Below are 15,047 nucleotides of genomic sequence, written 5' to 3'. Positions count from 1 at the left end.
AGTACTTCTTGATATCTATTTTTCAGCATAATCCGATATTTTAATGTTACTATCATTTATTTTTACAATATAAAACCCTGAACTCTTATAATCTTCATCCTTACCATTTGAAATCAATATACTTTCATTTACCTGTATCTTATAAATACTACTATCTTCAATCAAAGGTCCAACATCAATATTATTAATTTGAAGTTTTATATTAGCCTTGCGTTTGTTTGTAATATCTTCTATAACAGATTTATAATAAGCAGAGTTTTTATCCATGACATTATCTAAAAACGAAAAGTCTAATTCCTTATCATTTACAAGATTCACATAAATGTTTCTATAATTTCTTATCAAGTCATCAAGCTCTGCCTGTTTAGGTCTTACCCCAGCTTCTTTATTACTCTGCTCTATTTTAACTTCCGCTTCTCTTACTTTTGAAGCCTTCATCTGTTTAATACCTAATATTGAAGCCAAAACAATAATCACTGCTATAACACCAATAATAATCTTTTTCAATTTTACACTTCCTTTGTTAAAGCAACACTAGTAATTCTTCTCAGCACTTAATATTCTTTGTATAAATTGCTTTTCTGATACAAACCTGTTTTTTACTCCCTGCTTAACAGCATCTGATGAACTCTTAAAGTATATATCAACTTTAGATCTTTCATCATATATGGCGTTGATAAAATCTACGTCATTAGTCACATCTTTATAGATCTGGATTATATTTTTAGCACCGCCCACTCCATGCTGTACAGCTGTTGACCACAACATATTTCTTACACTGTAATCATTTAGTCTGCTAGAATAGTCTGTACCACTATTTTTTAGTGCCTTCACTAACTGATCAAAATAAGTAATTTTTATGTATTTCTTTTGAACATCAAAGAACTCATCATAGTGATCAGTTCCTAACTTTGACCAGGCATTATTAAAATTAGTACCATAAGTACCATTATCTGCTTGCTTTGCTGAAATTAGAGTATTATAAAAATCAACCTTTTCACCTTTAAGCCACATTAGAAAACTATCTACAGATCCCACCTTTACCGCAAGCTGCCAAGGACCATAAGAAGTTCCGCCAGGATCTCCTGGAGTAGTATTGTAGGTTCCAGGCTTACCATTAGATTCATACTTTTCAGAAACATACCCTAACAAATCATCGTTAAAGTCATCTGTAAAAATGTCAACATACCTTGTAACATAACCTCTCTTTATTAGCTTTCCATCGTTATAGTTTACTTGGTATACACCATTAGTTCTTTTAATTAATTCTACAAGTGATCCCTTCGGTATCTCAGAACTCCAAGGTGCGGTTTCACTCGCAGAATTTCTAAGATTCAAATCGTCTTGAGCATAAGCTAACTTAATCTTATAATTATTTTCTTTATTTAACACTGTGTTGCCGTCCTTTGCAATAACAATACCACTGTTTAGTGAAGCTGCAGCAATTCCAGCATTAAAATACTTATCTGACTTTAATATATAGTTCTCACCATCAAAAGCAGAGTATGTTGTATTTGTCCAAATAACTTGTCCATTTTTTACAAGTATCCCATTGTTATTAGCAGCCATTTTGCAGGCAGATAATAATTCACCTGAGTTATATTCAGCAGAAACTATACCCTCACCATTATATACAATATAGTTTGCATCACTCATATTTTTTGACGTCTTAACTATATCAAATATATCTACTATACCATCTTTATTTAAGTCATATGTAGTATTATTACTGTCATAGTAAGAGCCAATCTCAGCTATATCTTTCATATCTACAGAGTTATCCTTATTAAAATCACCTACAATACTTAATGCATAAGCATTATTTGCTTTAATAACCAATATAATTGCTGCTAAAATCAGAGATTTTTTTGCTAACTTTATCAATTTCATATAGGCTTTCACCCTCTCATTTATCTTAAATAATATATTATTAAATTTATGCTCTTAAAATATTATAGCATTAAATTAATATATATAAAGTTAATAAAATTAAAATTTTATTGCACCTTTTTACAAAAAAAGAAAGCCATGGTCATCCATGACTTTCAATGTGTATTGCTTTTTTAAGTTATTTTTCGTAATTTACAGCTGCCCTTGCTAAATCTTTTACATCAATCGTAGTATCAGATGCATCTAAATTTACTCTTGGGTCGTAATCGCCTTGTCCTTGCATCTTTCCAAAATCCCTTGCAACATAAACTATATCGAAGATATCAACAATTCCATCTAAGTTTATATCTCCTTCTTTAATTGCGCTCGGATTATTTACATTGATACTAAGAGCTTTAGAGGTTATATCACCTAATCCAACAGTACTTCCTTTTACTACAAAGTTGCAATCACCTTTTAAACTACTAGGAATTGTGCTGTTAAAGCTCTTTAATACTTTAGTTCCATGAACTAAGTTCATTGTTATTGAAGAACTATCTATAACCGCATTTTCTATACCAGTAAGTGCTATTTCTCCATCATTAACATTAGATAATCTAGCTGTAACTTTATCATATGGACTATAAACATTTTTATCTAGTACCACATCGTAAGTTACCTTATCTCCTATATTAAGTGTATAGTCGGTTGAAGTTAAATCCACAGTCTTTTTATAATCATTTAAGGTTGTAGTTCCATTAAGATTAAGTTTGAAATTAACCTCATACTTTCCTACCGGTAAGTAAATACTGCTCTTAGTGTTTAGGCCTCTATTTATATCATATACTTTTCCTGAAAAAAGATCCTTAGCTTTTAAACCAACTACCTCTACATTACTAACGAACTTGCTTGCAAGGCTAAGTTTTTTAGCTGCTAATCTATCAAACTTAATTTCCTTTAATGTAGTGTCTACCTTTACTGTCTTACTAGCCCAATACCCACCATTAGAATCTTCACAATATGCACTAATATTATAAGTTTCTCCATCTGCTAGAGACAGATTAATTGCACTAGTATTGTTGTAGTAGTTATCTTGAGTATTATAATCTATGGTATCACCTTTAGATGTAGTTAATGAAACCTTCTTCACACTGCTATCCAATGGAATACTAACAGAATTAACTACTGAATCATTTTGCATCTGGCCATTACTAAATAAATACCTTCTTTTATAATGACCTATTCCATCATAGTTTTGTGTTAGGATATCTAAATCATAGTATTTTCCATCTGTAAGAACACTACTAGGTATTTTTACTGAGTTTACTTGACTTCCACCAGAATATATAAGTGTTGTCCCGTCATATAGTTTATACAACGGTTTATTACCATAGTAACCCAAAGCCAAAACAGACTTATTAGTAATATAAACATTATCAACAGTACCTGATGCTATTTTTTTATCGCCAATGTAATTACTTATTACTAATGAATATTTTCCTTCTATAATATCTGTAGGTACAGTTAAAACTGAGCCATTCTGTGACTTTATGGTTTTTACAACAGTACCAGCTACATTTACGAATTGAACTTCCTTATTCCCACCAGAATAAGAGGATACATTGTTTCCATATTCATCTACTATTCCACCATTAATGATCATATTTTCACCAGTCTTCAGAAGTTTATCAGTAGAAAAATTACCAGTATAGTTCTTTCCTATGAATATTGTGTAGCTAGTTCCATTAACACAATCCGTATTCTTTAAATTATAATTAGTTGTACTTGTGTTGTCATATAAACTTACCCCATTTACATAATAAGTATTAGAAGAGACAAAAATTTTACTGTACTTTACTGAAAAACCAGTTCCTCCTCCATTATTAATTTGGGATATCATTATATTAGCATTCTTATTATCTATTCCACCTAATTTAATCTCAGTCATGTTATTAGTAGATAACTGAATAGATGAAGAAATATTTTTAAATCTTCCTCCTAACGCATACTGGTTATTTGATTTATCATAGAAATAATTATCAAAATAACACTCTACATTATCTTGAAGCCATACATTAAGGTTAGAAACTAAACCCTTATCTGTATTGTAATTAATATTTATGGCTCCTCCAAAATAAGAATTGTTCCAGGTAATATTTAGTCGTCCATTGACTATATCACTAATATTATCAAAGGTAGTAATTACATTTACCTTTTTACCTTGTAAATCTATATTTGTAACTGTGCCACTTACAGTTACTTGAGGACATACAACATAATCTCCATTATCAGTAGTTCCAGATATAGAAATCGTACCATTTAGAATAGTATCTTTTGGTACATACATTATACCTTGACTGATATTATAGGTATTACCATACTGTTTAGCCTCACCTGTTTTTAAAGGCTTTCCATTTGGGTCATTGACATTTATAGTTTTATAATTACTTGCATCAATTGTGTATGCTATAGCATTTGACGAGTAAGTCTTACCTAAAATATTCAGCTTGAACACTGCGTTAAAACTTGTACTTACACTTGGAGTAAAAGTAATTTCGTAAGGCTGATTATATACATATATATTCTGATTTATATTTTCAATTACCTGACCATTATTACTTATTTCTATCCCTACACTTAAGTTGTTGGTATTATTAATTAATACATAATTATCATATTGGTCGAGCAAATATACTTTTGCTTTAGGACTTTTACTTGGAGTTATTGTACTGAAGTCTGTATTGTCTGCTTTAACTAAATAGTCACCACCTACATAAATCGTGTAGCTATCTCCGCTTATTGGAGTACTTAACTCCTTCCTATATGCCATTGATGAAGAACTTCCATTATATAAACTAACGGTATATCCATCAAAAATATTAGAAGATATTTTATTTACAGAATTGTTACTACTTAACTGAGAATTCATGTATATATTACCAACCTTAAAATTGTAGCTTCCACTATAATTATTAGGGTTAGATAGGTTTATCTTAGTAGTTTTTGTATAATCTAAGTTCACAGCTTTGGTGCCACTGATTGTATCTGCCAGACTATAGTTTTCATTGATTGAATTATTGTACACACTTGCATTTACATTTATTACATAATCAGCACTTGTTATCCATAAATAATTGTTTTTATATAGCTTATTAAACTGCTCCACACTATAATATTCACTGTAAGTATTCGCCCCTGTTTGAGTCAATAAATTCAAGGTTATATTACCAGAATTCAGTGGAACATTTGCTGTAACTGGCACCTTATTGGCTGAACTATCTTTTATTTCAACAGTATTAGAATTAAGTGTCAAATCTCTATAAATTACAGAATGTCCGCTTGAACTTATTCCTGAAAGAGATACATTGTAAGCTCCAGATTGCAGTAAATTCTTATCTATATATGCATTACCATTATTTATTATTGTGCCATTTAACTGATAATTACTATTGCCAAATTTACCTTCATTTATAGGATTTCCTTCTGGATCTCTAACAGCTATCTTTTGATAGTTATCAAGGTTTATCTTATAGTTTAATGTATTTGATGCATACCTTTGGTTATTGTAAGTAGTTTCAAAACTAACATCAAAACTATCTGCTATGATATTTGGATTAATTAAAACATATCCGGAACCAGTTACCGAACCTCTTCTTGCTTCAATACCATTTATTGCTACCACGTAAGTAAAACTAGTCTGTTGGCTTGGATACACAAAGTTTCCAAATTCATCTTTAAATCTTACATTTATCCCAATATTTTGTCCTGGCTTAATTACATTGCTTGACGTAGTTCCATCATTGCTATAATAATCAGCAGAAAGACTTAATGTACTTCCAAACTTAAGCTCCTTTGTTTCTCCAGCGCTTATATTAAGACTTCCTGAATAATTAATATTTGAATTGTTATAGTTATAGCCATAGCTACCAGCGCTCAGGTTATAACTACCTGATGCTTGGATTGAAAAATTACTTGAATTATCAACAGTTATATTCAAATACTTATTAGATAGAAGCGAAACATTTAACTTCCCAATATTTTTATTATCTATAACTACATCACCTTGTCCAGAATAAGTGGTATTTAAAAATGATGTGCCATTTTGTACAAATACTTTAGAAATATCAAAATTAGTGTACAAATTAGCTTGTCCAAAAGCGTTTAATAAACCAAGCTTGTAATTGTTATATCCCTTTGTATTAACTCTTAGTTCAGCGCTAGCTAAATTTATTCCATTATCACTATCCAAAGGCTTCACAATAATATTCTTTAGTAGCGTTGTTGGTGTTGATATAGTTGCCTCTGAACCTGATATATTCACTGAACTTCTAAACACCGCTATTCCTTTATCACCTTCAGCTTTCACAATTACATTACTATTGTTCTGTAAATTGCTTTTAGGAATATAAACATAACCATCCTTTGAAGTCTTGTAGTCATTTCCATTTCCATATCCATCTAAAGAAACAGTTCCATTTGATAACGGTTTAGTTATGTCAAATGGATCCATAACCTTTATTTTTATATCATCTCCGACTACCTTAATTGAAAAACCATTATCAATTAAATTCAAGCCTTCTAAATCTAATTTAATCTTGAAATCCCCTCCATATAAATTAGATAAATATGCATTAGCATTAAATCCATTACTAACATCATACCCACTCATATAAAATGAATTCCACATTAGAAATTTATTTTCGGAATTATATATATTTAGTCCAATACCATCATCAGTATAATAATTAAAGCTGTCGTTCATACCCTTCCAACTATGTGAACTATAGAAACTTGATAAAGTAAATGCTCCTGCAGTTACCTTAGAATTAAAGTTTAGACTATCGTTTTTATTTACGGATAGTGGTGTATTTGCATATTGTACATTACATTTTGAGATATCTATATTGTTTTGTGCTAAAGCATTACATTGTAGCTGTCCACTGAAATAATATGACTTATTCCTTAAGCTTGTTATATCAGCAATACTTAATTCAAAACTATTTATTATCGTTCCTGCAGTAATCTGGTAATTACCGCTATAATCAACCTCAAATCTTTCTGTTAATTCACCATTTACTATTTTAGGATATATATATATACCTTTTGCATAACTATTTTGAGGAACTGTAAATTTAATATTACTCAAATTAGTAGTATCGATATTAGCTATGCTATTCGATTCTGAAACATTGAATTCACTTCTTATTAAACTCTTACTAGTACTAAATATTGAAGAATACTTTCCATCATCCACCCATACACCAAGATTAGATGAATTTGATACTTTCATCTGAATATTAATGTTTTTATTGTTAGACATTATTTTTGTTATTCTAACATTTGAATTCTTTATATATTGATCTATGCTATTACCATTAAAGCTTATCTTCTTTGTATACGTTGCAGGGTCAATTTTTATAACACCATTTAAAGCAGTTCCAAGACTTCTGTCATATATTACACCTTTATCATATTCTGCAGACGCACTTATAATTATTCTATAAGAATTATTGCAGTAAGTAGTAGGAATACTAATCTCTCCATAATTAATACTGCTAGTATCCTCTAATTCACCTTGATTATAAACCATTGCACCAGTGCTAGCATTATAAACATAATAACGAACATCTAAAGTGTAATACCCTTGACTTGCTACAAGACTTTGAAGTTCTGTAGGCAATGTATACTTAATAGTAGTATTTGTTGACTGCTGAACACCTGTAAATGATAAAGAAATGACGTTTGAAGTAAAAGTCTTTCCCATGTAATTTACAGTAATACTAGCTTGATAATTGCCACTAATAGGGCTATTCAACTTAATCGAAAAACCCTCTCCTTTATAATAAGGTGCATTAGTATAGGTAAAGTCAACACCATTTACCAAACTTTTACCATTAGGATCCTTTAAATTAATTATAATCTTTGAATTATCTACATCCTGTAATACAAAAGAATGATTTACATCTGTTAGATTCATACATAGGTTAAAATTACCTATACCCTGTTCCACATTAACTTTTGGTTCTCCATAGGTAATAGTTGAATCGCCAGATAGATTTATATCTTCTGGTTGATAATCAGATGTACTCCCTGAAGTGTTACTACTAAAAGAATAAGTATATGAGTAGCTACCTTTAGGCAAATACAACGCCTTACCCTTAATATTAAAAGTTGCTAATGGATATCCATTATAAACTCCATCTTTGCTACTTATTATTATGCTCTCATCTGTAATCTGCTGATCATAAATATTATTTACTTCCAGCTTTGCAGTATTACTATCCTTTAAGAAATTCACAGTACTTAAGCTTTCAAAACTACCAACTGCCTTTTTATAGTAATATCCTTCTTCTTCACTTAAAACCTTCATATTTAGACCAACACTTTTATTCACTATAATTTTAGTTGAAGCCCCTTTGTTTAATGCAATATCTATGTCTCCTAAATCATCAAGACTCAAATTTGCAGCCGATAGCATAGTTGTGTTGTCTGCCTTATAAGCATTAATAGTAATTTCTTTACTTTCTTTAGCCAAATCTATAATTGATTTTCCTATAGTTACACCTTGTTTTACAAAAATCAACTTACTTGAGGAGTCCGCATCGCCATTTCTTACAACAGCAGTGTATTGGCTATATTTATTAGCATTATAGAAAATTGCTTGTCCATTAGAATTTGTACTTACTTCCTTTGGATTGTTTGCACCATTGCCTTCATATAAAAGCACAAGCATATTTTTTGCCAAATTACCGTTTAAATCTTTAACAGTTATATTAATAGTGCTGTCATCTCCAAAGGATTTAAAATATCTTTCATCAACATAAGTTTTACCAGTACTATCTGTAGCAACTGCCTTGAGCTTATTTACCCCGTCAACAAGTTCTGTAAAAGGTATACTAGTGTCATAGGTTTTACTTCCATTACCTTGAATAACTTTATAAGCAGTTGCATTATCGTTTATAAATAAACTTAACTGCTTAAGTTGAGAAGGATTTAAAGCAGTTATCTTTCCAGCAACATCTCCTGTGGTATTTTGACTTATAACAGGATTTGTTATTGTAATAAAATCACTTTGACTTTCTAAAGCACTCTTTAAACTTAAGTTAGCATTATCTCCAATGCTAACATTACTTTTTCTTAATAAATTCCTAACTTGATCTAAAGTATATGTAGGATTTTTAGCTTTGATAAGAGCAACTGCACCAGTAGTAATAGCTGCTGATATAGAAGATCCGTATACAGTCTTATATCCTGTACTTCCAATGTCAGTAGTATTTCCTTCACCTAAAGCAAATACATCAATATTTTTGCCTGTATTCGACCTGTTTGAGCTAGCAGCTACAATAGTTCCATTTGCATTGCAAGGCCAGTAGTTCTCTGAATAGCTTCCGTCATCTCCTGAAGATGCTACTACTATAGCTCCTTTTCCAATTGCATATTGTACTGCATCGTCAATAAGCTTGCTATAACCTTTTCCATTTATACTAACATTTATTATCTGTGCTCCCGAGTTTGCTGCATACATTATTCCTTGAGCAATGTTTGCAGTAGTACCAACGCCATTTGCATCAAGTACCTTTACAGGAATTATTCTAGTATCCATAAGTCCTGCAATACCATTAATTCCAAGGTTATTATGTTTTGCTGCTATTACTCCAGCAACTTGTGTACCATGGCCATTATCATCAGTAGTATCAGTACTTCCCCCTACATAATTCATTCCAGGATCTACGCTACCCTTTAAGTCCGGATGATCGCTTTTTACACCGCTATCTACTACTGCTATTTTTACAGTAGTTTGCTTCATCTGATCTGTGACTAAATCCCAAGCATCCATCGCTCTTGAATAGAACAAGTAATCCTGAGTTTTCGCTAATGGATCAGTAGTTGTTGTACTTTTTTTTCCTAATGCGTTTTCTTCAGAGTATTCTACATTTTTATCTGTAGCAAGCTCCGTTTTAACATTAGTTACATCCTCTTTTTCAAAGGATGTCAAAATATAATTACTAAAGTATTTTATTACTTTTCCATTATACTTTTTAATTATATTTTCATAATCTTTGTTCTTTGTATCCCTTAGTTTTATAACTAATTGACCATTAACCGTCTCTAAGGGAACTCTTGTACTTTTTTCTGCTGCAGATACAGAAACATTAATGTTTCCTAAAACTGTTACCATGCAAAAAAAGTATAATATCACTGTAGACATATGCCTTTTAAAGTTCTTCATGATCCCCCTCCTTTATAACTTCCTTTGTTAAATTACATGAACATTGCTCTAATCAAGCTTATGAATCAATACGTTTGACTAGAGCAATATTTTGTTACATTTACTATTATAAATCTTTTTGTAAAAATGTACATAATAATGTAATATTGATCAAATAGATAAAGAACTGCCACAGGTATACATTACACTTATGCCTGCAACAGTTCTTTATATACATTTATTTAAGAATTAAATATTAGTTTCCATAGTTTACAGCTGCTCTTGCTAAATCTTTTACATCTATAACAGTATCTGAAGAATCTAAATTCACTCTAGGATCATAATCATTTTGTCCTTTTATTTTTCCAAAGTCCCTAGCTACATATATAATATCGAAGATATCCACAACTCCATCTAGATTTATATCTCCTTCTTTTATACTTCCAGAGTTGTTTACCACAATATTTATTGGTTTTGCTTCAACAACACCTAGCCCCTCTAAGCTAGCTTTTACCTTTATGCTACAATCACCTTTTAATTGTGTTGGAATAGTTCCATTGAAGCTTTTTATTATCTTCATTCCATGCATTAGATTTATTACTAAACTTGAGCTATCTAAACTTAAATTCTCATAACCACTTAATTTGTTGTCACCATCTTTAACATTTACAAGTTTTGCACTTATCTTCTCTCCACTACTATAAATGCTCTTATCTAGTACAATATCATAGCTGAGATTACTTCCTATATTTATAGAGTTATCATTTTGAGATAAATCTATATTTGTATTATAATCATTTAAGATATTAGAATCATTAAGTCTCACTTTAAAATTAAGCTCATATTTACCTACAGGTAGATATAATGACCTTACTTCATCCAAATCTCTTCCTAAGTTGTAGCTTTGCCCAGTTGTAGTATCTTTAGCTGTACACCCAATGATTTCAACTGAGTTGTTAAATTTGTTAACTAAGCTTACTTTTTTCAAAGAATCCTTATTAAAATTAACCTCTGACATATTTTTATCAACTTTAATAACCTTTTTTGACCAGTAGCTACCATTACTATCCTCACAATATGCTGATATATTATATTGTTCGCCTTCTACTAAGCTTAAAGTTGTTGATTTGGTTGAATGATCAGCAGTATCATAATCAATACTTTGACCATCTGAGGTAGTTAATATAAGCCTTTTAACATTATTACTAACCTTCAAATTTACTGAAGCTTTAGTAGTAACATTTGTTTGGCTAGTACCATCGAGTAAGAAATCACTCTTAATATGTTCAATTACTCCATTATCACTATCTAAAAGACTATAGTTATAATGTTTTCCACTTTCTAATAAATAATTTGGAATGTAAATATTCCCACCCTTATTATAACTATTTGAATATATTAAATTAGACTCGTCATAGAACTTTATATTATAGCTATATTGAGAAAGCTTTATTTTGATTGCACTGGCCCCAGCAACGTATACATCATTTATCGTGTTAGAAAATACCTTTTCATCATTTACATATACATTTGTTCTTACAGAATATTTTCCTGTAGGAATGGTCGTTGGCACTCTACCTATAAGGCTAAATCTACTGGTGGTTTTAATGACTTTTCCTGTATCATCTATAAATTCAAGTTCTATAAGACTACTACCTTTAGCATCTGATTTATAGTTATTGTATTCATCTTTTAATCCTTTATCTGCAGCCACTATAATATCTCCATAAAAGAGAACCTTATTGTTAGTATAAGTGCAATACGGTTTAAATTTGTTTCCTAACAATATAGTATGTTGTTTTCCTTTCATAATCTCATTATCTGCCAATTTATAATTCACATTTTTAGTTGAATCATTTTGATCCACATAAGATGCCTCTAAACATTTCAATTGGTTTTCCGTAATAAAAGTTTTCTTTGCCATATTTATAGGTTTCGTATTAGTTTGTACATTATCTTGCTGTACATTGACATTTAGATTGGCATTTTCATAAGCACTACTCACCTTTAACTCCACCAGCTTATCTGTTCCAAGTGTTATGTTTGAAACATCATCACCAAAAGATTTAGTTAAAAGATACTGTGAATCTCCATTTGTATTTATAAAATTACTCACACGGTACTGTACTCCAGGTTGTAACCATACCTTCAAATTAGAGATTGAATTTAAGCTATTATTATCCCACATTTCATCAATATAATAATCGCTATATTGATCAGCACAATACAATTTGAATTCACCATTACTTACATTGGCTATGTCTTTAGCGTTAGTTACTATAGCTTTCTTAGTACCTAATAAAGATAAACTTAATTGTTCTCCATTTATTGAAAGCCTTGGGTTAAGCACATATTCTCCATCTTTTGTTTTACCATATATTGATGCAGTTTTTCCCAAAGATTTGTCAATCGGAACAAGTGCTTTTCCCTTTTCTATCTTATATTTACTACCGTCCTCTGCAGCTATTTCTCCACTTTCCAGTAAAGCTCCTGTTGGGTCTTTTATTGTATACTCTTTGCAGCCTGTATTATCATAAGTTAAAACATTTGAAGAATACATTTTATAAAATATATTCACCTTAAACACAACATCTAAATATCCACCTTGAACCTTTGTAGTAAAATCGAACTCATAAGGAAGTTTATCTCTCTTAAGATTGCATGGTAGACTTTCTACAACTTGGCCATTTTGTGTTATCTCCACTAAATCTATATCATTTCTATATTGATCATCAAATCTATTCAAATAAACTTTGTTATTAAACTCATCTGTTATATCAATTGAAGCCTTTCCAACTTTATCTGCTGATATAAATTTCGAAGCCAAATAGTCTGCTTTTACATTGAAAGCATTACCTAGATTTATAGTATACTCACTTCCACTTATCTTGTTATCTAACTCCTTATTGTAGGTTACCCCTTGCATTATATCTCCTGCATTTACCTTATAACCTTCACACATGTCAGAGGTTACATTTCTTGTAAATGTACTTGGGTCATAAATTCTACTAGCGATATAAAAACCATCTATTTTATAATTTAAAGAGACAGGCATTTGATTATTACCATTTATATTAAGTTTAGTTGTTTTAGTATAATCTAAATTAACCGTATCAGAAGTACTTATCCTATCAATGAGAAAATAGTTTTGCTGAGTGTCATTAGTGCCATCATAATAGTCTAAGGTTATATAGTTTGCATTATTGGGTACCCAAACATACTTATCATTAAATTTATCTGTATAATCTTGTTTTAAATTAAACCCCTCGCTATAAATAGGGGGATTACTCTTATCACTAGATTTAGAATATATGCTAAAACTTATACTTCCTATATCTTCTCGAAGAGTATTCTTTATATAAATCTTCTTTTCACTATTTGAATATATCTCAATAGTATTAGAGTCTAACGATAAAGATGTGTATATTACCTCTTCACCTTTTGTATTAGTTCCATGAATAGAAACATCCTTTACTCCAGACTTAAGTATCTCCTGATCTATGTACATCTCACCATTATCTATTACTGTACCATTAATACTATTTACACTACTACTTTCTATCTTTCCATTCTTCATAAGATTGCCTTCAGGATCTTTAACCATAATCTTCTTACGATTTACATTTGTATTATATTTGTAGGTCAATGTATTGGTGGTATATTGTTTATTATCCATCGTAATCTTAAGCCCCACAATAAAGTCTTTTGTATCGTCTCTTCTTCCTACTTTCACCTTATATATGTTATCCCCAGCAACTGTTACTGAAGCCATACTTTCTTCAACGCCATTAATTATAGCTGCATAGCTAACACTTGTGGTAAGCAATGGATCAACTTCATTATCATATTCGTCCTTTATCATCAACTTTGTTGTAATAGTATCATCTACATTAACTTCATCTTGATTTTCTTTATCTTCATATTGTATAGCAGTATTAAATATACTTCCAAACTTCAACTCTGATTTCGTACCATTTAAAGTATCAAACTTTCCAGTGTAAAGATATTTTTGACCTGTATACTCATACATATAACTTCCTCGACTTAAAGTATAGTTCCCAGAAGTTTTTATATGGTAGTCTCCAATTAACAAGCGTGTTCCAACTAAATTAAGAAATCTTAAATCATCACTATTCTCAGCTAACATATTAACCTTAATATTAAAAACATTAAAATTATTTATCTCAAAATCACCTTTTCCAGAATAAGCATTGGTTAAAAAGATATTATTTCCACTTACAGTAGCACCGCTTATATCCAGATTAGTATATAAAGTTTTTTGACCACTTGAATCCAGCTTGAATACTATATTACTATACTGCTCCATGTTAAAGATCTGAATATTCATGTTAGATATATCAACGGCATATTGATTCGGAATATAAGGTTTTATATTTATCTTTGATAAGGATGTATTTGAAATGCTTACATTTGGACTACTACTATTTAAATCAACTGAAGTTGAAAAAACAGTTGCAGCTGAACCGTTATCAACTTTTATAATGATAGTATTATCAGCTTGAAGCTTACTCTTCGGCAAATTAGCATATCCATCCTGATTGGTAGTATAGCTCTTTTGATCATCCCCTTTTAATACTATATTGCCATTTGCCAGTGGCTTTGAAGTATCAAAAGGATTCATAATCCTTACTGTCACGCTATCAGCTTCACTATTTAAAATTGTTTGAGTTATTACCCTTTTTGTCTCATTTAAAGCCGGCTTTACTTCAGCCTTAGCTTTAGTACTTGAATCGTCTTTTATATTGGCACCCTCTACTTGCTTTTGTGCTACTATTTCAGCATTCTGTGATGCAAAAACTGAAACACCTAGACCATTTAACACATTTACAAAAGTAAATATGTTAAGTAAAACCATTGACACTAACCTTCTCTTCTTTTTCATAATCGTCCCCCTAGAAATCATGTTACACTTTTTATTATAAATCATATTTTGTAAATGTATATAGTT

General features: G+C 30.5%; 4 protein-coding genes. All 4 read right to left on the bottom strand.

Translation table 11 applies throughout. The annotated features are described in order from the left end of the window. Positions 1–15: 15 nt before the first annotated feature. Complete coding sequence (locus JHL18_RS25120) at positions 16–507, bottom strand: TcaA NTF2-like domain-containing protein (protein ID WP_200274439.1); 492 nt, start codon at positions 505–507, stop codon at positions 16–18. 27 nt (positions 508–534) lie between these two features. Next, positions 535–1,890, bottom strand: a complete 1,356-nt coding sequence (locus JHL18_RS25115) for a VgrG-related protein (protein ID WP_200274437.1) — start codon at positions 1,888–1,890, stop codon at positions 535–537. Between the two features lie 178 nt (positions 1,891–2,068). Further along, positions 2,069–10,099: a S8 family serine peptidase gene (locus JHL18_RS25110; RefSeq protein WP_200274435.1), complete on the bottom strand. Its 8,031-nt coding sequence runs from the start codon at positions 10,097–10,099 to the stop codon at positions 2,069–2,071. Positions 10,100–10,334: 235 nt separating this feature from the next. Continuing rightward, positions 10,335–14,981 (bottom strand): hypothetical protein, encoded by a 4,647-nt coding sequence (locus JHL18_RS25105; protein ID WP_200274433.1) that lies wholly within the window; start codon positions 14,979–14,981, stop codon positions 10,335–10,337. Between the last annotated feature and the right edge of the window lie 66 nt (positions 14,982–15,047).

This window comes from Clostridium yunnanense, assembly GCF_016595795.1.
GTDB classification, from domain to species: domain Bacteria; phylum Bacillota; class Clostridia; order Clostridiales; family Clostridiaceae; genus Clostridium_AR; species Clostridium_AR yunnanense.
Note: the sequence above shows the minus strand (reverse complement) of the source record. Positions and strands in the feature narration are given on the sequence as shown.

Bases quoted from the DNA above. Each gene is read 5' to 3' on its own strand.
- JHL18_RS25115 (WP_200274437.1), bottom strand. From the start codon at position 1,890: ATGAAATTGATAAAGTTAGCAAAAAAATCTCTGATTTTAGCAGCAATT.
- JHL18_RS25110 (WP_200274435.1), bottom strand. From the start codon at position 10,099: ATGAAGAACTTTAAAAGGCATATGTCTACAGTGATATTATACTTTTTT.
- JHL18_RS25105 (WP_200274433.1), bottom strand. From the start codon at position 14,981: ATGAAAAAGAAGAGAAGGTTAGTGTCAATGGTTTTACTTAACATATTT.